Source organism: Methylophaga marina (assembly GCF_030296755.1).
GTDB classification, from domain to species: Bacteria; Pseudomonadota; Gammaproteobacteria; order Nitrosococcales; family Methylophagaceae; genus Methylophaga; species Methylophaga marina.
Genome location: NZ_AP027741.1, coordinates 1,457,630 through 1,479,897, shown reverse-complemented (window position 1 = coordinate 1,479,897; position 22,268 = coordinate 1,457,630). Strand labels below are relative to the sequence as shown.

General features: G+C 44.6%; 22 protein-coding genes, 1 tRNA gene and 1 pseudogene. 16 read left to right on the top strand and 8 right to left on the bottom strand.

Annotated features, from left to right (window positions below; translation table 11 throughout):
• Positions 1-7 precede the first annotated feature (7 nt).
• The 8 genes and pseudogenes from trkA (at position 8) to QUE24_RS07605 (ending at position 6,085) form a co-directional block, all read left to right on the top strand.
• Positions 8-1,390, top strand: coding sequence for a Trk system potassium transporter TrkA (trkA, locus tag QUE24_RS07640; protein ID WP_286306000.1), 1,383 nt, complete (start codon positions 8-10; stop codon positions 1,388-1,390).
• Positions 1,391-1,397: 7 nt separating this feature from the next.
• Entirely contained in the window at positions 1,398-1,958 is a 561-nt protein-coding gene (locus QUE24_RS07635) for a YqgE/AlgH family protein (protein WP_286305999.1), read from the top strand.
• Positions 1,955-2,374: a Holliday junction resolvase RuvX gene (gene ruvX, locus QUE24_RS07630; protein WP_349675869.1), complete on the top strand. Its 420-nt coding sequence runs from the start codon at positions 1,955-1,957 to the stop codon at positions 2,372-2,374. Before QUE24_RS07635 ends, ruvX begins: the two co-directional genes overlap by 4 nt.
• Entirely contained in the window at positions 2,371-2,895 is a 525-nt protein-coding gene (gene pyrR, locus QUE24_RS07625) for a bifunctional pyr operon transcriptional regulator/uracil phosphoribosyltransferase PyrR (protein WP_286306084.1), read from the top strand. Before ruvX ends, pyrR begins: the two co-directional genes overlap by 4 nt.
• Positions 2,892-3,865 (top strand): annotated as a pseudogene (locus tag QUE24_RS07620) (aspartate carbamoyltransferase catalytic subunit). The gene pyrR and the pseudogene QUE24_RS07620 overlap by 4 nt, the downstream one beginning before the upstream one ends.
• On the top strand, positions 3,862-5,139 hold the full coding sequence (locus QUE24_RS07615; RefSeq protein ID WP_286305998.1) for a dihydroorotase: 1,278 nt from the start codon (positions 3,862-3,864) through the stop codon (positions 5,137-5,139). Before QUE24_RS07620 ends, QUE24_RS07615 begins: the two are co-directional and overlap by 4 nt.
• 15 nt (positions 5,140-5,154) lie before the next feature.
• Positions 5,155-5,346, top strand: a complete 192-nt coding sequence (locus QUE24_RS07610) for a DUF3012 domain-containing protein (RefSeq protein ID WP_286305997.1) — start codon at positions 5,155-5,157, stop codon at positions 5,344-5,346.
• Positions 5,336-6,085, top strand: coding sequence for an HAD family hydrolase (locus QUE24_RS07605; RefSeq protein ID WP_286305996.1), 750 nt, complete (start codon positions 5,336-5,338; stop codon positions 6,083-6,085). Before QUE24_RS07610 ends, QUE24_RS07605 begins: the two co-directional genes overlap by 11 nt.
• 11 nt (positions 6,086-6,096) lie before the next feature.
• Here the strand turns inward: QUE24_RS07605 and QUE24_RS07600 are convergent, their stop codons facing one another.
• Both QUE24_RS07600 and QUE24_RS07595 read right to left on the bottom strand, forming a co-directional pair.
• Positions 6,097-6,393: an SEL1-like repeat protein gene (locus tag QUE24_RS07600; RefSeq protein WP_286305995.1), complete on the bottom strand. Its 297-nt coding sequence runs from the start codon at positions 6,391-6,393 to the stop codon at positions 6,097-6,099.
• Entirely contained in the window at positions 6,393-7,166 is a 774-nt protein-coding gene (locus QUE24_RS07595; RefSeq protein WP_286305994.1) for a tetratricopeptide repeat protein, read from the bottom strand. The genes QUE24_RS07600 and QUE24_RS07595 overlap by 1 nt, the downstream gene beginning before the upstream one ends.
• A 168-nt stretch (positions 7,167-7,334) precedes the next feature.
• Between QUE24_RS07595 and QUE24_RS07590 the strand changes: the two genes are divergently transcribed.
• From QUE24_RS07590 to QUE24_RS07570, 5 genes are read left to right on the top strand one after another with little or no spacing between them, the layout of a single operon-like run.
• A complete protein-coding gene (locus QUE24_RS07590; RefSeq protein WP_286305992.1) occupies positions 7,335-8,996 on the top strand; it encodes an autotransporter family protein in 1,662 nt (553 codons plus the stop codon).
• A gap of 33 nt (positions 8,997-9,029) precedes the next feature.
• A complete protein-coding gene (locus QUE24_RS07585) occupies positions 9,030-9,563 on the top strand; it encodes a gluconate 2-dehydrogenase subunit 3 family protein (protein ID WP_286305991.1) in 534 nt (177 codons plus the stop codon).
• On the top strand, positions 9,556-11,232 hold the full coding sequence (locus QUE24_RS07580) for a GMC oxidoreductase (RefSeq protein ID WP_286305990.1): 1,677 nt from the start codon (positions 9,556-9,558) through the stop codon (positions 11,230-11,232). Before QUE24_RS07585 ends, QUE24_RS07580 begins: the two co-directional genes overlap by 8 nt.
• The gene (locus tag QUE24_RS07575; protein WP_286305989.1) at positions 11,204-11,716 is read left to right on the top strand and encodes a hypothetical protein; all 513 of its coding nucleotides are present in this window, start codon (positions 11,204-11,206) and stop codon (positions 11,714-11,716) included. The genes QUE24_RS07580 and QUE24_RS07575 overlap by 29 nt, the downstream gene beginning before the upstream one ends.
• Entirely contained in the window at positions 11,641-12,312 is a 672-nt protein-coding gene (locus QUE24_RS07570) for a hypothetical protein (RefSeq protein ID WP_286305988.1), read from the top strand. The genes QUE24_RS07575 and QUE24_RS07570 overlap by 76 nt, the downstream gene beginning before the upstream one ends.
• A gap of 26 nt (positions 12,313-12,338) precedes the next feature.
• Here QUE24_RS07570 and QUE24_RS07565 read toward each other — a convergent pair.
• The 4 genes from QUE24_RS07565 to QUE24_RS07550 all read right to left on the bottom strand — a co-directional run bounded on the left by QUE24_RS07565 (position 12,339) and on the right by QUE24_RS07550 (position 15,196).
• Positions 12,339-12,415 (bottom strand) — tRNA-Asp (locus tag QUE24_RS07565).
• Between the two features lie 124 nt (positions 12,416-12,539).
• A complete protein-coding gene (locus QUE24_RS07560) occupies positions 12,540-13,217 on the bottom strand; it encodes a hypothetical protein (protein WP_286305987.1) in 678 nt (225 codons plus the stop codon).
• 5 nt (positions 13,218-13,222) lie between these two features.
• On the bottom strand, positions 13,223-14,290 hold the full coding sequence (locus QUE24_RS07555) for a YcaO-like family protein (protein WP_286305986.1): 1,068 nt from the start codon (positions 14,288-14,290) through the stop codon (positions 13,223-13,225).
• A gap of 69 nt (positions 14,291-14,359) precedes the next feature.
• Positions 14,360-15,196, bottom strand: coding sequence for a plastocyanin/azurin family copper-binding protein (locus QUE24_RS07550; protein ID WP_286305985.1), 837 nt, complete (start codon positions 15,194-15,196; stop codon positions 14,360-14,362).
• 297 nt (positions 15,197-15,493) lie between these two features.
• On the opposite strand from QUE24_RS07550, the gene QUE24_RS07545 reads away from it, so the two are divergent.
• From QUE24_RS07545 to QUE24_RS07535, 3 genes are all read left to right on the top strand, one after another.
• On the top strand, positions 15,494-16,792 hold the full coding sequence (locus tag QUE24_RS07545; RefSeq protein ID WP_286305984.1) for a DEAD/DEAH box helicase: 1,299 nt from the start codon (positions 15,494-15,496) through the stop codon (positions 16,790-16,792).
• A 540-nt stretch (positions 16,793-17,332) separates the two neighbouring features.
• The gene (locus QUE24_RS07540; RefSeq protein ID WP_286305983.1) at positions 17,333-18,130 is read left to right on the top strand and encodes an efflux RND transporter periplasmic adaptor subunit; all 798 of its coding nucleotides are present in this window, start codon (positions 17,333-17,335) and stop codon (positions 18,128-18,130) included.
• A gap of 17 nt (positions 18,131-18,147) precedes the next feature.
• Positions 18,148-21,360 carry an efflux RND transporter permease subunit gene (locus QUE24_RS07535; RefSeq protein WP_286305982.1) on the top strand — a complete coding sequence of 1,071 codons (3,213 nt, stop codon included), beginning with the start codon at positions 18,148-18,150 and terminating at the stop codon, positions 21,358-21,360.
• Here the strand turns inward: QUE24_RS07535 and QUE24_RS07530 are convergent.
• A complete protein-coding gene (locus tag QUE24_RS07530) occupies positions 21,340-21,777 on the bottom strand; it encodes a GNAT family N-acetyltransferase (protein ID WP_286305981.1) in 438 nt (145 codons plus the stop codon). The genes QUE24_RS07535 and QUE24_RS07530 overlap by 21 nt on opposite strands.
• A gap of 18 nt (positions 21,778-21,795) precedes the next feature.
• A complete protein-coding gene (locus QUE24_RS07525; protein ID WP_286305980.1) occupies positions 21,796-22,236 on the bottom strand; it encodes an acetyltransferase in 441 nt (146 codons plus the stop codon).
• Between the last annotated feature and the right edge of the window lie 32 nt (positions 22,237-22,268).

Below are 22,268 nucleotides of genomic sequence, written 5' to 3'. Positions count from 1 at the left end.
ACCGACCATGAAGATTCTGATCCTCGGAGCCGGACAAGTCGGCGCCTCTGTTGCGGCAACGCTAGCGCGAGAAGATGATGATGTGACGCTTGTCGACACAGACAGCACCAACTTGCTCAAGCTGCAGGACCATTACGATATCCGTACCATACAAGGGCAAGCCTCACACCCCGATGTTCTGGCTCGTGCTGGCGCTGAAGATGCAGACTTGATTCTGGCGGTGACTAATAGTGATGAGACCAATATGGTGGCCTGTCAGATTTGTCACACGCTCTACAATACGCCAACAAAGATTGCTAGGATTCGCTCCACCGGTTACCTCTCCACGCCGCAGTTATTTGATAAAGAAAACCCACAAGCCATTGCCATAGACATGCTGATCAGCCCGGAACAAATTGTGACGGAATATATTCAGCGGCTTATCAGCCACCCGAATGCGTTGCAGGTCTTGGATTTTGCTGAAGGCAAAGTACAGCTTGTGGCCGTAAAAGCATTTCACGGTGGCCTTTTAGTTGGACACCCTCTACGAGACTTACGCAAACATATTCCCAAAACTGAAACCCGGGTTGCTGCTATCTTCCGTGATGGTCACCCCATCACACCGACAGGCGATACAACGATTCAGGCAGACGATGAAGTCTTTTTTATTGCTGCAACTAAAGATATTCGTGCAGTCATGGGTGAATTGCGTCGTCTGGAAAAACCTTACAAACGTATTATGCTGGCAGGTGGAGGTAACATCGGTGCTCGCCTGGCTAAGGCCTTAGAAAATGATTATCAAATCAAATTGATCGAGGCTAACCCGGATCGTGCAGAGTTTCTCTCTGAAGAGCTGAGTAACAGTATTGTGCTGTTAGGTGATGTTGCTAACGAAGAACTATTGCTGGAAGAAGAGATCGATAAAGTCGACCTATTCTGTGCGTTAACCAATGACGATGAGGCAAATATTCTTTCCGCTATGCTGGCAAAACGACTCGGCGCCAGTAAGGTTTTATCGCTGATTAATCGCGCGGCTTATGTTGATTTGGTAGAAAGCGGCAGCATAGACATTGCTTTATCGCCACAGCAGGCCACCATCGGCAGTCTTTTGGCCCACATTCGGCGTGGTGATATTGTCGCTGTTCACTCTTTACGTCGCGGTGCTGCCGAAGCACTGGAAGCTATTGCGCATGGTGATAGCAGTTCTTCTGTTGTGGTTGGTCGACGCATTGATGAAATCGACTTACCACCGGGTACCACCATCGGAGCGATTGTTCGGGGTGAAGAAGTGATTATTGCTAAAGACGACACACTGATTGAATCCGAAGACCACGTTATTTTATTTTTAGTGAATAAACGCTACATAAAAGAGGTCGAACGTTTATTCCAGGTTGGCTTTACCTTCTTTTAGGAGTGCTATGGAGTCTTCATTACAAAATCATTTTCTGATCGCCATGCCTAACTTGGCCGACTCATTTTTTTACCGTTCGGTCATTTACATTTGCGAACATGATAAAAATGGCGCGATGGGTCTGATTATCAACCGACCTACTCGTGTCATGTTAGAAGAGCTCCTATCTCATCTGCATATTGAAAATCCTTCTGAAAGCATTAAAAATACGCCCGTGTTATTTGGTGGACCTGTGCAAAAAGGTCAAGGCATGGTCATTCACGATCAAGCCCAATCTCCCTGGAAATCAAGTTTGCAGCTGACTGACGATATTATCTTAACGACCTCTACTGATATTCTTGAAGCCCTTGGCACCGATGAGGGACCTAGCAATGCGTTGGTGACCTTAGGCTATTCCGGCTGGTCAGAGGGTCAGTTAGAAGAAGAAATAATGGAAAACAGCTGGCTCACCGTTCCTGCCAGCCATACCTTATTATTTGATACGCCCGCAGATCAACGCTGGCATGCGGCAGCCAAATCGATTGGTGTTGATATGAATCTGATGTCTAACATCGCAGGTCACTCATGAGTGTGGCCAGAACCCTGCTGGGCTTTGATTTTGGCATGAAGAACATCGGCATTGCTGTGGGACAGGAGTTAACCGCCACTGCGAATCCATTGACCGCGATTAAAGCTCGTGATGGTATTCCAGACTGGTCACACATTGAAAAACTGCTAAAAGAATGGCAACCCGATTTGCTTATCGTCGGCCTTCCACTGAATATGGACGGCACTGAACAGGAAATGACTGCAGCAGCGAAACGGTTTGGAAATCGTCTCAATGGTCGCTTTAATATCCCTGTGGAATGGCAAGATGAACGACTGACAACATACGAAGCACTAGACCAAATGGGAATCCGCAGTAAAATGGACTCTCGTCAACGCAGTGACGTCGATCAGTTATCTGCACAACTCATACTTCAATCATGGCTGAACCAACAATGACCATCGCACTGACTCAAACTCAAGTTCAGAATCTGCTCAATGATATGGCTGCAGATATTCGCGAGAAACTCGCTGATAAGCAACCCTTACTCGTCGGTATCCATACTGGAGGGGTTTGGGTAGCCAAAGCCTTACAGGATATTTTGGGTGATGATTTTTTTGATGCCCCACTAGGCACACTCAATATTGCTTATTACCGGGATGATTTCACCCGCATAGGTATGCATCCTCAAGTGACCCCGTCTGATCTACCTTTCAGTGTCGATGGTCGTCATCTGATTTTGGTGGATGATGTACTGCACAGTGGACGAACAACTCGTGCAGCGCTGAATGAAATTTTTGACTATGGGCGTCCAGCCAGTGTCACGCTGGTGGTATTAGTTGATCGAAATGGACGTGAACTCCCCATACAAGCCGATATCATTGGCAAAATGGTAGAAGTCGCCAAAGGACAACATATTAAGCTGACCAACAATGCAGGATTACAGTTGGAGTATCGAAATAAAGGCAAGGCCGAATGAATAACAACCAATTGACGGAAAGCGGTCAACTTCGCCATTTTCTCACGATTGAAGGGCTGAAAAAGCCATTACTGACGGAAATTATGGACCGTGCAGAGCAGTTTTCAGGCATTACTAATCGTCAGGTAAAGAAAGTCCCTATTCTGCGTGGTAAAACCATCGTTAACCTGTTCTTTGAAAACAGTACTCGTACTCGCTCAACCTTTGAGCTCGCGGCCAAACGCCTGTCAGCGGATGTCATGAACTTCAATATCAGCACCTCTGCAACGTCGAAAGGTGAGAGTTTGCTGGATACGCTGCATAACCTTGAGTCGATGCACACTGATATGTTTGTGGTCAGACACAACCAAAGTGGCGCGGCTGAATTTATTGCACAGCATGTGTCACCTCATGTCAGCGTCATCAATGCCGGTGATGGTTGTCATGCCCATCCCACACAGGCCATGCTTGATATGTTTACCATTCGTCGCCACAAAAAAGCTTCCCAGATCTGCGGGTAGCTATCGTTGGGGACATATTGCATTCAAGGGTGGCTCGCTCACAAATTCAAGCGTTAGCGACATTAGGTGTTGGCGAGATTCGGGTAATTGGACCCAAAACCTTACTGCCTGCTGATTGCCAGACCTTGGGTGTCCATGTCTATCATGACATGGAGGCCGGTTTAGAAGGCGTTGATGTCATTATCATGTTGCGTCTACAGCTTGAGCGCATGCAAGGTGCACTCATTCCCAGTGCCAGAGAGTATTTCCACTGTTTTGGGCTGACTGACGATAAGCTCAAACTCGCTAAACCTGATGCCATTGTGATGCACCCTGGGCCTATCAATCGCGGAGTTGAAATTGCTTCCTCCGTAGCTGATGGGCCGCAATCGGTCATACTAGAACAAGTGACTCACGGTATTGCCGTCAGGATGGCCGTTATGTCTATGGCGATGGGTGCACAATCAGAACAAAATGAGCTGCCAGCATGAAAATTCGTATAAAAAATGGGCGTGTCATTGATCCAGCCAGTCAGTTTGATGCGCGACAAGATCTCTACATAAGTCACGGAAAGATTGTTGCTATTGGTGAACAACCAGAAGGTTTTGAAGCTGATAAAACAATTGATGCAACAGGTTTAATCGTTAGCCCCGGCCTGGTTGATCTGAGTGTCCGAGTGCGTGAGCCAGGTCAGGAACATACAGCGACAATCCTGACAGAGACCAAGGCCGCCGCCGCTGGTGGCGTGACGACTATCTGTGTACCACCTGATACCGCACCTGTTATTGATAACCCGACCGTAGTCGAACTCATTGAGGATCGGGCGAAAAAGTCTGGCCGCAGCATGGTTCTGACAATGGGTGCCATGACGCAAAACCTGGGGAATGAATTACTTGCCGAAATGGCCAGACTAAAAGCGGCTGGCTGTGTTGGCATCAGTAATGGCCTATCACCGATAAAAAATAGCGTCATCTTACAAAGAGCCATGGCTTATGCTGCCACCTTAGATATGACCGTCTTTATTACGGCTTCAGATCCTTGGCTGCAAAGTCAGGGATGTGTACATGAAGGCGCAGTGAGTTCCAGGCTTGGATTAGGCGGCATTGCCGAAAGTGCTGAAACGGTTGCCCTAAGTCGTGATCTCATCCTGATTGAACAAACCGGAGTACGCGCTCACTTCCATAATTTATCGACGGGTAAAGCGGTCAAATTGATTCGGGAAGCACAAAATCGTGGCTTACCGGTGACCGCGGATGTCAGTGCCCATCACCTACATTTATCTGAGCATGATTTAGGTAACTATGATGCGTTAAGCCATGTCCTACCGCCTTTTCGTAGTATCCGTGATCGCGAGCAGTTACAACAAGGTGTTCGCGATGGCGTTATTTCAGCAATCTCATCACATCATCAGCCACTTGATATCGACGATAAACTCGGTCCTTTTGCTGAAACCAAACCCGGTATTTCTGGTCTTGAAACCTTATTACCATTAACAATGAAACTGGTAGAAGATGACGAGGTCAATTTGCACACCGCGCTGGCCGCTTTAACCTGTAACCCGGCAGATATTCTGGGCATCGACTCAGGCCAGATCAAAGTGGGTGCAGTGGCTGATATTTGTCTGATAGATCCTGATTCGGAATATGAGTGCCGACCACTGAACTTCGTCAGTGCTGGCAAAAACAGTCCCTTTGAAGGCTGGTTGTTTAACCATCAGGTCAGCCATACATTATTCCATGGCCGCTTAGTTCATGAACGAGATTAAGTTTAAGGAAACGATATGCAATTACTAAAGACCCTAATATATTCTGCTGCTCTGCTGGGTTCATTTTTACTCATCACGGCCTGCAACCCTGAAGTGGGAAGTGAAGACTGGTGCCAAATGATGAAAGACAAAGCTAAAGGCGACTGGACTGCGAATGAGGCAGCCGATTTTACTCGTTTCTGCATATTCCCAAGCAATGACAAATAAACTCTACGCACTCGATTTTGACGGTGTCATCTGCGACAGCGCGATTGAAACAGGTATGGCTGGCTGGAAAGTCGCCTTAAAGCTGTGGACTGATATGCCCAAGGCCATACCTGAGGGTTTGATAGAAAAGTTTCGTCAGGTTCGTCCAGTGATGGAAACAGGGTATGAGGCTGTGCTTATCATGCGGCTGCTGTACGAAGGCATGTCTCCTGACACCCTCATGTCGGCTTTTCATCATCAAATGGAAGCGCTGATGATTCGTGATGATATGTTCGTCGATGAACTAAAAGACATTTTTGGTTCTACTCGAGATGAGTGGATTCGAGATGATTTTGATAGCTGGATTGCCATGAATCCATTATTTGATGGCATTGCAGAAAAGCTTCGCCGCATTCCAACAGATAGCTTGGTGATTATCACCACCAAACAAGAGCGTTTTGTTGATCATATACTCAAAGCTAATCAGATTGCTCTGCCCATTGAACAGGTTTATGGTCTGGATAGAAATATGAGCAAACAACAGATTCTAAATGATCTTCATGGGGAAAACCCCAGCCTGAAGATCCTGTTTATTGAAGATAGGTTACCCACGCTGATTAATGTGATTACCGATGATCGTCTGGACGATATTCAGCTTTATCTGGCCGGCTGGGGTTATAACACCACAACAGACAAAGACAGCGCCAGCAATATAGACAGAATCTCTGTTATTCAGTTATCAGACATACCCAAACTGTGATAAACCGTTTCTTAATGTTGGTGAGGAACTTTGTTGTAATGCTTGTGTGGCGTATCGTGGTTTTCGTCAAACCACTTCTGAGCTAATTGACTCGCTTGTTTCTTTTGCTCTTCAGTTAACATTGCCGCCACTGCTGAGCGATAGTAGTGGGCATCTTCATGTCCACTTGAGGCCGCTAAATCAAACCATTTATAGGCTTCGATAAGATTCTTTTCTTCGCCATCACCGTTAAAACTCATCAAACCTAAATAGAATTGTGCATTTCGATCCCAGCCTTTCGCAGAAACATCAAACCAATGTCTAGCCATTACATAATCCTGGCTCCCCCCAATCCAAGATAACTCATAAAACCCAACATAAATGCGGCTTCTACACTCTTGTTTTCTTGAGCTTTTAGAAACCAGCTCTTTGCCTGCTCATGATCTAAAGCCACACCATCGCCATCAAATAGCATTTTCGCTACACGATATTGTGCGTTTGGATATCCCAACTCAGCAGAACGTTTAAACCATAAGTAAGCCTGTTTAGGATCCTGCTTTACCCCTGAGCCGCTTAAATAAAGCAGACCTAAATTGAATTGCGCCTGACTATTTCCTTGCTCGGCTGCCTTTTCAAACCAATCTGCCGCACTAATGAGATCTTTGCTCACTCCCTGACCATTCATCAACATGGCACCGACGTTAAATTGAGCCGCAGCACTCCCTCTTTCTGCTGATTTTCTAAAAAGTTCAAAAGCTTTTTTCTGATCTCTTTCAACATCAGGTTCATTGCCAGTGTAGTAAAGCATACCCAGAGCATAGGCGGCCTCATCATGGCCTTTTTGTGCAGCTATATCTAACCAGCTCATTGCTGAATCGTAATCTGGATGCCCAAGCTTTCCTGAAAGCATTAATGCACCAAGATTATATTGAGCTTCAACATTTCCCTGCTTAGCAGCTGCTAACCAGCTTTGCTGAGCAGCTTGATAATTCCCCTGTTGTGCGGCCTGCATCCCCTCGGAAAACTTATCAGCATGAGCCGTAACAAAAACAGTGGAAACAACAAGACAAGCTTTTAAAAAAAACAAAAATATTTGTTTCAATTTTTATTCCTTTGAGTCGATAACTAGACTCTAACAAGCTGAAATAAGCAACGTTAAAAAAATTGTAAAATAACACACATTAATCATGTGTATTTTTACAAAAACAGAAATATAATATGCAAATCTCACCAAGCTTTATTGGGCGAGATTTGTTAATGAGGCACGTTCATGGTCAATCTTCTTTTGCGTTTTGCATTTCTTTGTTTTTTTCTGGTTTCGTTTTCTGCCAATGCTGGACATTTGTTTACACAAGGTTCGAGTAATACACCAATTAACTTGAAGTCAGGTCAAGGTATCGAAGTTACTCAATTATCTTACGAGGGCGCCGGCACTAATGGTCTGGTTACTATCGATTTTTATCAAAGTGGTGGTTCAGATAATAGCCTACTATGGTCAGCTGGTGACAGCATCAAGGTCACGATTGGCTCATGGGTCCAAACATTCAAATATGATACTTTAACTACTGATTTTACTGGTTCATCACAAACCTCTAACAAATTATCAGCGACAGATCCAACACTCGCTGCAGCAAATATAACTCCAACAGGCACAACAAAATTTACGATAGAATCAACTTCAGGACAATTTACTTTTGAAGGCTATAGAATATACGTCAATGGATCTACCTATAACGGTTCCGGTTCAGGCCCGATAGACCAATCACAAGTGGTTTCCTCATCCACTTTTCAATCGAATGCCGGATCAAACCAGAAAACCGGGGTTGGGCAACACTTAGATCAAATTGGCGGTAATGTTGGGGGAAAACTTGATGACTTCATTACGCTGCTGGCTGGCCAAACTCCAGAAAAGCAACAAGAAGTATTAAAAAGTATCTCCCCTGAACAAAGTCAGGCATTAGGCCAATCTGTTAATAATACGGTTTCCGGGAGTTTTGATACTGTCCAAGTACGCCTTGACTCGCTCAGGATAGGTGCTGCAGATGTGCAAAATGCAAATCATGCATCAGGGTTATCGTCTGGTGGCGTTCTTGATGGCATACTTGAGCGCCATGCTTGGGTAAAAGCACTGGGCGGTAAATCTAAGCAGGATAGTGAAGATGGCTTTGCCGGTGCGGACTCGCGTTATCACGGAGTCATGGGTGGTATGGACTTTACCACCAGCTCAGACCTCACATTAGGGGCAGCCTTTGCTTACGCCAGAACCGACGTTAATATGAATGATTATCGTGATGGCGATGGTGCCGATATTGATACCTATCAATTAACCGCCTACTTCAATCAGTCTTTTGAGCGTTTTTACGTCGAAGGTATGTTGACCTATGCATATCAGAATTATGAGACCAAACGAAATACACATGTCATCGGTGTAGCCAAAGGTGACTTTGATGGTGATATGTTTGCAGCAAGACTGGTAACAGGCATGCCACTCTATCTTGAGCAAATCACTATTACACCTTTTATCGGCGTAGAGGGTTACCACACAAGACAACGCGGATATACAGAGACTGGTGCGGACTACCTTTCCATGCATATCAATAGTAACGAGTCTAACCGCTTCCGTTCACTTGTGGGTACAAAAGTCAGTAAAGAGTTTGAGTTATCCGACGGTAGTATCCTAACGCCTACACTACAAGTAAGTTGGCGCCATGAGTTTAAAGAAGATGGCATCACCACAACATCATCATTCCTGGGCGGCGGCGGTCAGTTTGAAAGTGTTGGCCAAAAAGTAGATCGTAATACTGGTAGTGTTAGTGGTCGAGTCAATTGGGCTAAAACGGACACTTTGTCACTGGGTGTTGAGCTTGGTGCTGAAGCCTCTTCCGGCTACCGGGCTTATAACGGTCAACTCTATGCTGACTGGACTTTCTAATCACAAAATCGTTATAAAAAAGGCACCTTCAAGGTGCCTTTTTCATTTATAGCGTATATTTATCTGACTATGAAACGCAGAGATATCATAAAGAGCGGGATAGGTATTGGCATTCTATTACCCTACTTCTATCTGCCAAAAGCATTGGCTAATTTACTGTCTTTTCAGCAGACACGAACATTAATCGCATTTATTGACGCATTAATTCCAGCAGATATAACGCCATCAGCATCACAGCTCAAACTTCATGAAACACTGTTACTTTATGCTAAAGATATTAAAAACTATCCTGAGCTTATCCAGCTTGGATGTGAGTGGTTAGATAAACAAGCAGGCCTTATTCATCAGCAACATTTTCTTCAGCTAAGTATTGATCAACAGAACGGTATTATCCAAAAAGCCGCCAACTGTGATGCGATGAGTATTCAGGCACAATTTTTTTCTCATATAAGACAGGATATATTTCGGTTTTATTATGCAAAGCCGGCAAGCTGGACAGGCTTAAATGTTTCGCCACCACAGCCAACCGGTTATAAAAACTACTTTAAGCCTGTAAATTATGAATAACGCTAAATCGTCATATGATGCTGTGATCGTAGGTTCAGGTGCTGGGGGTGGCACAGCTGCCTGGTATTTAAGTCATCACGGCTGGAACGTGCTTGTTATTGAAGCTGGCCCATACTTTCATCCTGAAAAAGATTATTTAGCCTCAACCAGTCAGTGGGAGTCACTATTTCCACAAAAAAACCTTAGTCAGGGAAACTATGGCTATGCTGATATGCAACAACTCTCTGAAGCGAATGATGATCTGCGTTCATGGAATCATATTCAGGGCAGATTAAATAAAACCGACCACCGCATCCCTTTTGGCTACCAACATGTTCAAGGTGTTGGCGGTAGCTCATTACATTTTAGTGGCGAAGCACACAGGCTTAATCCCCGCTCAATGAAAATGTTTTCTGACTATGGATTATCAGCTGACTGGCCATTTTCGTATGAAGAGCTCGAACCTTTTTATATTCAGGCTGAGCAATTAGTCGGCGTTGCAGGACCGACAGTGGATAACTTACGCCCTCGTTCTCATCCTTACCCACAAAAAGCCCATCATCCAAGTTATAGTAGCCAGCTTTTGAAGAAAGCATTTGCTGAAAGAAACCTCACTTTGACAGAAAATAGTGTGGCGATATTAAGCTCTCCTCATCATGATCGACCTCATTGCAACTACTGTAACTGTTGTCTTAAAGGTTGTCCCCGAACTGATAAAGGCAGTATAGATGTCACCTATTTACGAATGGCCAGAAAAACAGAACGCTGCTATCTAAAAACTGGCTGTTACGTTACTCATATAGAGACGGGTCCAAAAGACAGTATAAAAGGCATTCACTATACGGATAGTGAGGGAATGGAACACTTTATCGCAACACCCTACCTTATCCTTGCCGCTGGAGCCGTGGAAACACCGCGATTATTACTCGCTTCTGATATTACCTCCTCTACAGGACTTGCCAATGAGTCAGGGCAGGTGGGAAAAAACTTCATGGAAACCATTCTTTGGACATCCAACGCCACATTAGATGCCCCGTTAGGCAGTCACCGCGGCTTGGCTGTTGACAGTATTTGCTGGGATTTTAATCAACCTGATAGCATTCCAGGTGTGTTTGGTGGTTGTCGGTTCTCACCTTCTGTAGCAGAGTCCGATCTTATCGGACCAATAAGTTATGCACAGCGTGTTATTCCTGGATGGGGAATACAACACAAGCAACAAATGCGGAAGCAATTTGGGCATGTGTTATCTTTGAGTGGGATAGCAGAGAGCCATACTCATCCGGGAAGCTTTATTGACCTCGACCCGGTTATCAAAACGAGACATAATCAACCTGCCGCTAGAATTCACAGCTATGTCGATGAGCTGACCACCAAACGTATACGGTTTATGGCTAATATGTGCCGGGATATCCTAAATCAGGCTGGCGCGAACACTATCTTTGAAGAATTTAGCTCTTACGATATTTTTAGCAGCTCACACGTGTTTGGTACCTGTCGTATGGGTAATAATCCAGAGCACTCGGTTGTCAATCAATGGTGCCAAAGTCACCGCTGGAAGAATATGTATATCGTTGATGGCAGTGTGTTTCCAAGCTCTGGCGGTGGAGAGTCCCCAGGTTTGACTATCCAGGCCATCACCTTAAGAGCCATGAAGAAACTCCATGAAACACAAAAAAACACCTCGTCCTAATCATCCCGGCTATATCCTGTCTGAAAACATCGATTTTTGGATGACGGGCGGTGCTTCCATTCTTGTTATGCTTTTATTGTTGGTCTATATCTTTTTTACAGGTATCCCACAGTCTACAGCTAACATTACCAACATATTAGGCACTGCCATCGTACTACAGATATTTATTAACTGGCCTCATTTTATGGGTGCTTATCGTCTTGTTTATACCCCTAAAAACAATATAAAACGTTACAAAGCCGCCACTATCTATGTTCCAGCCCTGCTTATACTGGTTCTAATCGTTGGTTTAGTCACCGGCGAGTCAATAGAGGGGCCCCTATCGATATTTACTGTTAATCAGGATGTAACTTATTTTTGTTGGTTGGTCGCTGCTTTTTATCTTGCCTGGCATTACACGGGACAGGCATGGGGAATGATTGCCACTTACAGCAAATTAAGTCAGCTGATGCTGAAAAAAGTGAACGGTTTACACTTCGTCTAGGATTACGGACATTACTCGTATGGCATGTTATCTGGGGTGCTCAGGATTTGCCTGCAGATTGGTTTGCTGGTGTTTTACATGCCCATATTGGTACATTGCTTAGCTTAGCTAATATTGCAGCATGTGTCTCTTTTCTAGCTTCTTCAGCAGTGTGGTACGGCATTTATTTACGAACAAAGCGGATACCTGATAAACGCATTATTGCTTCGTGGTTATCTATTTACCTTTGGTACTTCGTATTATTTTTTATGCCAGAAGCATATTTACTGGTTCAGGTATCACACGCCTTACAGTATCTGCCTTTCCCAATGCGTGTTGAGTTAAACCGTCGACAAGCAAACTTAGTCGATATCAAACAAGTCGCCTTAAAAGGCTGGGCTATAAAGTATTACCTGTTACTGCTCTGCGCGGGGATCGCCTTTTTTTACTTTCCGGAATTTATTTCTATCGAAAACCAACAGTTTACATTTGCTGTACTGGTTTCAAGCCTGATAAATATTCATCATTATTTTGTTGACAGCTGTATCTGGCGAATTAGCAATGCAGAAGTTCGTCGTGAGCTTTTTGCTCATTTAGAAACGAGATTTTTGAAATGAGGTGCAGGGATTTAGATAAGGAATAATGGCGGAGCGGACGGGACTCGAACCCGCGACCCCCGGCGTGACAGGCCGGTATTCTAACCAACTGAACTACCGCTCCACTATCCTTCTTGGCAGACTTAAAAAATCGTCTGTTGGCCGAAGAAGCGAGAGAATATACAGCAATTTTTACAAAGGTGTTAGTGTTTCATGTAAAAAATTTTTCTCTCACCTCTTCATCAACGTTAATCCCTTTTCTCCCAGTAGGCTTTTTTGGCTTGTTGCAGTTTTTCATAGCCGGCCAGTAAGGCATTATGTCGTTCAAATCCATGCAGACTCAGACCCGGTGTATGTAATTGATGAAACACTGTTTTTGCCTCAACAATCGCGATGCCATCTTGCACGTTTTGCTCACCGTACATCAGTGACAAATACTGCTGATAATCCTGGTATCCACGCTCATCATCCCATTTGATGTCCAATAAGGCTTTTAAGCAACGATAGAAACGTAATTGCGCCTCATCACCTTGGCCCAGCGACAAACACCAATCGACCCACTCCAGTGCCTGTTCATCTTCCAGAGCCAAACACAGCATTAATTTGATTTCACCCAAGCGGATAGTAGACCACAATGTGCCGGGATCAGGTGCCAAGCCGATAAATTGAGCAACCGGCGTATGATCGTTATAGCCACCATCTTCCAGTGCCACTAATAACTCACGCCATTGTTCTTTGGTACGAAATTTCAGTGATAATAAATCTTCGCGGAACAAGGCACCTTCATTATTATTTTCCCAGAGCAACTCATCGACGGGGTAAATATCCGACATACCGGGCACGAGAATACGGCAGGCGTAAACATCCAAATGCTCATAATCAGCGATATAAATATCAAAACCCATCTCATGAATAATATCGGTCAAATAAGTCAGTTCATCGCGCGTAGGGGCATCATGATCCCAATCATAAAACTCATAATCCGGTGCTTCACGAAAAAGTCATAAGACACATAACCACTGGAATCAATAAAATGCATTTCCAGATTTTGCGGTGAGGCGACTTCTTCCATATCAAATGTTGGAGGATGGAAAACATCTAACTGATCTAGACCTCTACCTTGCAGTAATTCGGTGACCGTTCTCTCCAACGCCACTTCAAAACTTGGGTGAGCACCAAAGGAAGCAAATACAGAACCATCTTTTGGGTTAATCAAGGTGACATTCATCACCGGGAATTGCCCGCCCAGAGAGGCATCAGCCACTTTCAGATGATAACCATGCTGTTCAAGCTCCTGTAATGCGGCCTTAATTTTTGGAAAGCGGTCAATGACATACTGAGGGACCTCAGGTAGGCAAATGCCTTCAGCAATAATATGATTTTTGACGTAACGCTCAAAGACCTCAGATAAACCCTGAACCCGCGCCTCATTTTGCGTATTACCGGCTGACATACCATTACTGACATAAATATTGCCAATGATATTAACGGGGAAATAGATGGTCTGGTAATCACGCTGACGAATATAAGGAACAGCACAAATTCCTCGCTCCCCAACGCCAGAATTGGTATCAAATAATTTATCTGCGGTTAGCGCCCTTTCCGGATCAAAGTGATCCCACAGACCTTCATCTAATATGCCTTCGGGCATTTCACCATCGTTAGAAACAAACCAACGTTCATTGGGATAATGCACAAAAGGCGCCTGGCTATGTTGCTCACCCAGATAGAAGTCAGCAAAAAAATAATTACAACTCAAACGCTCAAAATATTCACCTAAGGCACTGGCTAAACAGGCTTTAGCAGAACTCCCTTTACCATTGGTAAACATCAACGGACAGCTTTTATCACGAATATGCACCGAGTAAACATGGCTGACCGGATTTAGCCACGATGCCTCTTCGACATCAAAACCAAACGCTTTCAACTTCGCTTGCATGGTCGTGATACTGGTTTCCAGATCACGATCTTTACCTTTAATAAATGTTTGTTCAGTCATGATTTTTTCCAAAAAATAACCCCCTGCTCAATACGAACAGAGGGTTGTTTGACATCATCAGCGGTTGTCTTACATTTTTTCAGCGGCAGCAATCGCTTTTCTTACTAAACGTCCTGCAGCGCCTTTCGCATCAGCCGCTTTGATTTGCTCGAGGTTGACCGGATTACCAACGATGATGGCGCCGCCCATACCTGCACCAAAGTGAGGTGTGCATTTGTACACATAGATACCTTCAACGGTAAAGGTACGCTGATAGTTTTCACCCATTTGTGAATGCCATGCTTCAGCACCTTCCGGAATCAGGCCTTCTAATGATTGTGTATCATGCGTAGGCATATTTTCCCAAGCGACTTTATCGCCAGGCTGAATCTGAATGACCAGTGGATCATATTTGAGACCAACCGCAGTAACAATGTGCGTTTTCGCTTCTGCAGACGCTTGCTCTTGTTCTTCAGGCGCCGCTTTAGCTTGTGTTTCTTCAACAGCAGCCTTCACTTCTTCAACGGCATCTGTCGCTTCATTATTATCAGGTTCGGCAATAGTAGATTTCACTTCTTCAACAGCCGCTTTCACGTCTTCAGCGGCATCATTCGCTTCACTGGTGTCTGGCTCGGCAATGGCCGCTTCATCTACTACTGTTTCAGGTACCGCCTCTTTCGTATCTTCCATATGCTCGGTGACAGTTTCATTCACACCACCCACTTCGTTTTGTTCAATGGGCTGAGTCATCTCGCTTTCAACAGATGCTGGCGCAACCGCATCACCCACTTTATCTTCTTTATTAGAAGAAGGTACATTGGCATAACGTTCTTTACTGTCATTTACAAAGACTGTAGATACAGCAGCAACAACAAAGATCGCCAATAGCGCAATTACAATGGCAATTAAAATGGATTTTTTCTTCATGATTCCTCCCAAGTAAAAAGTGATAAATGAATGATAACATTCTAAACTGACGATTTTTGTAGAGAAAACAATATTCCTATCAAAACTCTGTCATAATTGTGCCTACAGAACTCGTCGTTACCTGCTTCAGGGTAGACAATAAGTTCCATGTGTTAACACACGTTCTGGCATGACCTCCACTTTTACATCCCGCTTTGTCGATGTAACACAACCGTGACTGTTAACCTTATCCAAAAACACACGCTGAATAATGCGAAGACGCTGTTTTCACTATATACGTTTTATATTGAGTAAATTATGACATTTTCCGAGTTAGGTCTCATTTTGCCACTGCAACGTGCCGTGACAGAGTCAGGTTATACGACCCCCTCCCCAATTCAAGCCAAAGCCATTCCTGCCATCATGGAAGGTAATGATGTTATGGCAGCAGCTCAAACAGGTACCGGCAAAACCGCAGGATTTACCTTGCCTATTCTGCATAAACTTTCTGAGGGTAAACCTGCCCGAGCAAATCAGGCACGCGCACTTGTACTCACCCCCACTCGCGAGCTCGCCGCTCAAGTGGAAGAAAGCATTAAGACCTATGGTAAATATTTACCATTACGTTCTGCCGTTGTGTTTGGTGGTGTAAAGATAAACCCACAAATGATGCGTATGCGTCGTGGTGTTGATGTGTTAGTGGCTACCCCTGGGCGACTTCTGGATCTCTATCAACAAAATGCCATCCGTTTTGATGAGTTAGAAGTGCTTGTTCTGGATGAAGCTGATCGTATGTTGGATATGGGATTTATCCACGATATTCGTAAGATTATTAATTTACTGCCACAAAAACGTCAGACCTTAATGTTTTCAGCCACGTTTTCCAAAGAAATCCGTGAGCTGGCAAAACGTCTGGTGAAGAATCCTGTCGAAATTTCTGTCGCCCCAGCCAACACCACAGCAAAAAAAGTGAAACAGTGGATTATTCCTGTCGATAAAAAACAAAAACCCGCTTTGCTGAATCAACTTATCCAGGATAATAACTGGTATCAGGTTCTGGTCTTTTCCAGAACAAAACATGGTGCCAACAAACTCACTAAATACCTGGAAGATCATGGGCTGAAAGCCGCCGCCATTCATGGTAATAAAAGCCAAGGTGCGAGAACACGAGCACTTGCCGACTTTAAATCCAATACCATTCAAGTGTTAGTGGCAACAGATATTGCCGCGCGCGGTTTAGATATTGATCAACTGCCCCATGTTATCAATGTTGATTTGCCTAACGTGGCTGCTGATTATGTGCATCGAATTGGTCGAACTGGACGTGCGGGTGCCGCAGGTGAGGCCATCTCCTTGGTCAGTGCCGATGAAATCGATCAGCTCAAAGATATTGAAAAATTAATTGGGAATAAACTGGAACGTGTGTATGTGGATGGTTTTGAACCCACACATGATGTGCCTGATAGTTATAGCTTAACGAAAAAGACCTCGGCCAAGCGTCATCCGGCTAAACCACGCTCAGCCAGACCGCATTCGGAAAATACGTCAGCGAAACGTCCTGCTCGGCGCCCACCCAGAAACAAACCATTGAATAAAACTAATAAAAAGTCTGGCTAACCATCAATTGGCGTAAGGGACGTTTTGTTTCTTTGCGCCTTTTCATCTTTACTTCATGTTGATGTTGTAAATTAAACATCACTTAGAACCATTTCTGCTTCCCGCCAGACAGATCAACGCACTAACAAGCTTCCATTAGTAAAAATTGTTTATTCGATGTAATCTTCATTAACAGCCTTAACAAATATTTACATCTTCGGGAACTAAGCGGTGACCAGCTACCTAAATATGCGATAACAGCCGTAAACGGAACAACATGAAGAATCATTATCATTGGAAAAGAGTCTGCCTATTTTTGTTTGTTTTGTCTGGTTTTCTCAGTACATCAAATCTCTATGCTGAAACACCTGTTTCAGTTATATCGCCAGAAAAATCGAAAGTAAGTGATAACTTAACACTCTCAGGAACCCTCACCGCTGAAAAGCGAGCCATGCTCTCACCCCGTGTAGATGGCTTGGTTTCAACTGTATTAGTGGATGCTGGCAGTCAGGTAAAAAAGGAGACGTTTTACTCGAACTTGATCCCGCTTTATCTAAACAAGTGCTCGCTCAGGCAAGAGCGGCGACCGCTGAAGCAGAAGCGGCTCGTGATGAAGCAAAGCGCCTGGTTAACGAAGCCAAAGGCTTACGGGAGAAAAATTATATTTCAGCGAGTGAAAATGCCAGCCGTTTATCAAACTTAAATCTTTCTGAAGCTGCACTTATGGCAGCCAAGGCAGCAGAAGCATCTGCTCAGGAACAGTTAGCTCGTCATCATCTTCCAGCGCCTTTTTCTGGAGTTATCAGCGCTAAACTGACTGAGGTGGGTGAATGGGTCAATCGAGGTACCACTGTGCTGGAACTGGTGGCGACCGATAAAGTCCGCTTAGATGTCAAAGTCCCTCAAGAACGTTTTTCAGAAATTAACCAGCAAAATCAGGTAGAAGTCATTCCCGATGTTTTTCCAGATAAACGCTTCAAAGGCACCATCAATGCCATTGTGCCGGTCAGCGATCCTCAGGCAAGAGCTTTTTTAGTCCGAATTCTGATTGATACTGGCGACATTAGCTTATTACCTGGCACCTCTGCCCAAGCCATCATTGGACTCAATGATAATCAGCAAACTCAACAGCGCATCATCATCCCACGCGATGCTTTACTGCTACATCCTGACGGAGGCTATAGTGTTTTTATTGTTGAGAATGGCATAGCTAAGCGTCAGAAAGTCCAGATTGGCAACCAAAGCAGTCAGGGTGTCACCATTCTGTCAGGCATCACATTAGAAGATAAGGTCGTCACACGTGGTAATGAAGTTTTACGAGACGGAGAAAACGTCACGCTTGTTGACCAAGAACAATAACCAGGTGTCATTTCATCATGCTTGAAGCCCCCATTAGAAACGGAAAGCTGCTCACGGTCATTGTTCTGATCATTATGGTGCTGGGTATCGCCGCGGCAAAACGTATCCCCGTACAAATGATTCCTGATCTTGATGTGCAAACCATCAGCGTCGTCACGGGATGGCCCGGTGCCACACCACAGGATATTGAAAAAGAAATCCTGATAGAACAAGAGCGTTATCTGCGAAGTGTTCCCAATCTGGCGCGAATGGAGTCACTGGCCGATACCGGACAGGCCACCATTGAGCTTGAGTTTCCATTTGGTGTGGATATTAATGAAACATTAATTGAGGTCTCTAACGCGCTCAGTCAGGTCTCCAATTATCCCGAAAATGTTGATCAACCTCGTCTCTACAGCAGTTCATTTTCTGAAAATGCCTTTATGTATTTTGCTGTGACCCCACTGCCTGGCAACCCTCTGAGCCTGGATATGGATATGGTCACTGACTTTATCGATGATGATGTCAGACCTAGAATGGAACGTGTAGCAGGTGTGTCTGAGGTTCAACTTCGAGGTGGTGCTGAAAGACAAATACAGATCCATATTGATCCTGCAAAACTGGCGCAGCGTGGACTCTCTCTAACTGATGTCCGAGATGCTATTCGTGAGCGTAACAGAGATACCTCAGCCGGTGATCTTGATGATGGTAAGCGTCGCTATTTTATTCGAACGGTCGGTCGGTTTAAGGATGTTGAAAGCCTGAAAGAACTGACACTTGCCCACCGAAATAACACCGACATCAAACTCAAAGATGTAGCGGAAGTCCGCCTAGATCATTATGAAGTCCGGGGCTTATCCATCGTCAATGACGAAGCCGCACTGACCATGGCAGTAAAACGTGAAACAGGCTCAAACGTTATTGATATCAAACAGGCCATGCTGAAAGAAGTGGATGAGATTCGGCAAGATCAACTTCATCCTAACGGTTTAACGATTTCGTTAATTGGTGATGATGTTCGCTATGTTCAGGCCTCGGTAGAAAAGGTCACACAAAATCTGGCTCTAGGGGCTATTCTCGCGACACTTATTCTGTATTTATTCTTGCGTTCAGGCAGAGCGACCGTAATTGGCCTGCTCGGTATGCCGGTGTGTACGATTGCTGCTTTTATTGGTCTATTAGCCTTTGATCGCACCATCAATGTCATCTCACTGGCGGGGATCGCCTTTGCTATCGGTATGACAGTGGATAACACGATTGTGGTACTAGAGAGCATTGAGCAGGCGCGTCGACGTGGCCTGGACCGTATTCAAGCCGCGATCACTGGTGTAAAAGAAGTCTGGACCGCGGTACTGGCCTCCAGCATGACCACCGTACTCGTATTTGCACCAGTATTATTTGTCGATGAAGAAGCCGGGCAGCTTTATTCAGATATTGCTATTGCGATATCGACAGCGATATTAGCCTCCATGTTATTCGCCGTCGCTGTCGTACCTGCTGCTTGTGCCCGCGTTGGCTTTGGTGATGACCGTGATCATGGTGATGATTTGAGTCATCCCGGCCCGATTTTAAAAATGGTCAGCTGGCTCAATACTTCGCCCTTTAAACGCCTCCTTTCCATTGTCATTATTTTTACCTGCACAATGGGTGCTGGCTGGTATTTACTTCCACCGGCCGAATATTTACCAGAGGGTGAGGAACCGAAAGCGTTCAGTATGATGGTGGCTCCACCTGGCTATAACTTACCTGAAATGCGTTTACTGGCAGATGATATCCGCCAGCATTTAAGTGAAGCCTTGCAGGCTGACCCAAATAAATTTGATGAGGATGAACACAAACTACCCGCCCTGAAATATTATTTTCAGCGTATTAATCCAGGCTCAATATGGATTCTGAGTGAACCTGTTCGACCACAAGACTTAGAAGCCATGATGGATGCACTGACATCCATGTTTAAGGAATATCCAGGCATGCGTGGCTTCTCAAACCGTGGCTCAATTATTTCCAGCAGCCAAGGCGGCACACGAGCCGTGAATCTTGATATCTCTGGTGCCGATCAGGAAAGCTTCTATAGTACAGCTGAATACGCAATAAGACGTGCTGAAAAGCTGTTTGGTAACCCACAGATTGAATCCGAACCTTCCGCCTTGTCTTTAGATCAACCCTTAGTCGAAATTCGTCCAAACTGGGATCGACTAGCTGAGATCAATATGTCTGCAGATGATTTTGGTTACACAGTCGCGGCACTGAGTGATGGCGCTTATGTGGACGAGTTTTTTATGAATGATGACAAAATTGATATGTTCATCTTCAGCACCGCCGGACAAAACCAAACCCTGTCCTCACTGGCTAATGTGCCTATCATGACGCCACAAGGGACTGTTTTACCCTTAAATGCACTAGCCAATATTGTGGATACAGTTGATAGCGATCAGTTACGACGTGTGAATGGTCGTCGTACCGTCACTTTATTGATTATTCCGCCAAGAGAGATCGCGCTGGAAACTGCCGTGAATCAGGTTCGTACTCAAATGCTGCCCAATATGCAGGCAGAGGGTGAAGTGGCAAAAGGTGTGTCTATCAGCATATCTGGGGCCGCCGATCAGTTAGATGCCACTCGTGAATCCTTATCAGGCAACCTGGTCATTGCCTTAATTCTTATTTATTTGCTGCTGGTCGCTATTTTTAGTCACTGGTGGTATCCACTGCTGATTCTCGCGACAGTCCCTCTAGGCATCGCCGGTGGTATTGTTGGCTTAGCGGCGGTAAATGCCGCTGGGCCAGTGCTAAATATCTTTGGTCTACCCGCCATTATTCAGCCATTCGATATGATTACCATGCTCGGTTTTGTGATTTTACTGGGTACAGTCGTCAATAACCCGATTCTGATTGTTGAACAGGCACGAAGAAATTTGGAAGATAAAGCTGTATCGGTTCGTGATGCCGTCAATCAGGCCGTTGCCACGCGCTTACGTCCAATTTTGATGTCCACTGCCACTACCGTATTTGGTCTAGCACCTTTAGTCTTTATTCCAGGTGCTGGTACTGAGCTCTATCGCGGTGTCGGTATCGTGGTACTGGTTGGGATTTTATGTTCAATGATTGTCACACTGACCTTTTTACCCAGTTTATTAATTACAGTATTGAACTGGGCTGAACGCTTTTCTTCCAGAAAAAAGAGATATCAACGACATAAGATTAGAACTAAAAAGCGAATAACAATGTGTTTATTACAAGACTTTAGTCACTAAAAAGTGTGGGCCGATTTCTGGAATAATAAACTCTTTGGAAGCCTGCTTATAACCTGAGTTTGTATAGAAACCCATTGCTGTGCTTCTGGCATTAGCCCAGATTAGCTCTGCATCTTGCGATTCTGCATAGTCTTCTCCAGCACTCAATAGTGCTTTTCCAAGCCCTTTACCTCGATAATTTGTCGCTGTCGCCATCGCCCTTATTTGATAGGTGTTAGTCTGCTTAAGCAAAGGATTATCCTTCAAATAAACTGATACAACTCCTACGATAGTGCCTTTTTCATCCACAGCACCAAAATGTCTGGTAGTGACAGCCTTATCACCCTCAAACACACATTGAGAAAGCGGTTTACCAGAACGCAGAACTTCACTTCTTAAGCTTAATGTTTCATCGGCAGTGATTGTTTTAATCTTCATTTTTCAATATAAGCAGCGTTAACGTTCTGCTAGTTGCATATGCAGCAATGGATAAGGTTTACCCTGACCATCAACAGCTGAACGTCCAACCACGGCAAAACTAATGTGCTCATAAAAGCCTAATGCCTGTCTGTTTTGTTCATTCACATCGACCTTATTTGCACCGAGATCATTTATTGCGTGAGTAGCAAGTCTTACCCCAACTCTCTGCCCTCTTGCTTCTGGTGAAACGAACAACATCTCAATATTGCCATCACTCACACCACAAAATCCGACTATTTCACCATCATCACGTTTAGCAATATTTAACTCAACCACATCAAAATAGTTTTCCAATATCAATGGTTTCAATACCTGAAGATCCTGCTCGGCCAGAAAATCATGCGTTGCTCTAACAGAGCTTTCCCATATTTCTATCAGCTTTTGATAATCTGCTTTTGTTGCTTTTTCAATCCGCATTATTATTTCAATCAAAAATTTTCAAGGCAGCA

What these genes read in the sequence shown, in the direction of transcription:
- QUE24_RS07575 (WP_286305989.1), top strand. Translation starts at nt 11,204, where the DNA reads ATGAAACACAAAAAAACACCTCGTCCTAATCATCCCGGCTATATCCTG.
- QUE24_RS07525 (WP_286305980.1), bottom strand. Translation starts at nt 22,236, where the DNA reads ATGCGGATTGAAAAAGCAACAAAAGCAGATTATCAAAAGCTGATAGAA.
- QUE24_RS07545 (WP_286305984.1), top strand. Translation starts at nt 15,494, where the DNA reads ATGACATTTTCCGAGTTAGGTCTCATTTTGCCACTGCAACGTGCCGTG.
- QUE24_RS07590 (WP_286305992.1), top strand. Translation starts at nt 7,335, where the DNA reads ATGGTCAATCTTCTTTTGCGTTTTGCATTTCTTTGTTTTTTTCTGGTT.
- QUE24_RS07605 (WP_286305996.1), top strand. Translation starts at nt 5,336, where the DNA reads ATGACAAATAAACTCTACGCACTCGATTTTGACGGTGTCATCTGCGAC.
- ruvX (WP_349675869.1), top strand. Translation starts at nt 1,955, where the DNA reads ATGAGTGTGGCCAGAACCCTGCTGGGCTTTGATTTTGGCATGAAGAAC.
- QUE24_RS07610 (WP_286305997.1), top strand. Translation starts at nt 5,155, where the DNA reads ATGCAATTACTAAAGACCCTAATATATTCTGCTGCTCTGCTGGGTTCA.
- QUE24_RS07555 (WP_286305986.1), bottom strand. Translation starts at nt 14,290, where the DNA reads ATGACTGAACAAACATTTATTAAAGGTAAAGATCGTGATCTGGAAACC.
- QUE24_RS07550 (WP_286305985.1), bottom strand. Translation starts at nt 15,196, where the DNA reads ATGAAGAAAAAATCCATTTTAATTGCCATTGTAATTGCGCTATTGGCG.
- QUE24_RS07530 (WP_286305981.1), bottom strand. Translation starts at nt 21,777, where the DNA reads ATGAAGATTAAAACAATCACTGCCGATGAAACATTAAGCTTAAGAAGT.
- QUE24_RS07600 (WP_286305995.1), bottom strand. Translation starts at nt 6,393, where the DNA reads ATGGCTAGACATTGGTTTGATGTTTCTGCGAAAGGCTGGGATCGAAAT.
- QUE24_RS07615 (WP_286305998.1), top strand. Translation starts at nt 3,862, where the DNA reads ATGAAAATTCGTATAAAAAATGGGCGTGTCATTGATCCAGCCAGTCAG.
- QUE24_RS07535 (WP_286305982.1), top strand. Translation starts at nt 18,148, where the DNA reads ATGCTTGAAGCCCCCATTAGAAACGGAAAGCTGCTCACGGTCATTGTT.
- trkA (WP_286306000.1), top strand. Translation starts at nt 8, where the DNA reads ATGAAGATTCTGATCCTCGGAGCCGGACAAGTCGGCGCCTCTGTTGCG.
- QUE24_RS07635 (WP_286305999.1), top strand. Translation starts at nt 1,398, where the DNA reads ATGGAGTCTTCATTACAAAATCATTTTCTGATCGCCATGCCTAACTTG.
- pyrR (WP_286306084.1), top strand. Translation starts at nt 2,371, where the DNA reads ATGACCATCGCACTGACTCAAACTCAAGTTCAGAATCTGCTCAATGAT.
- QUE24_RS07570 (WP_286305988.1), top strand. Translation starts at nt 11,641, where the DNA reads ATGGGGAATGATTGCCACTTACAGCAAATTAAGTCAGCTGATGCTGAA.
- QUE24_RS07580 (WP_286305990.1), top strand. Translation starts at nt 9,556, where the DNA reads ATGAATAACGCTAAATCGTCATATGATGCTGTGATCGTAGGTTCAGGT.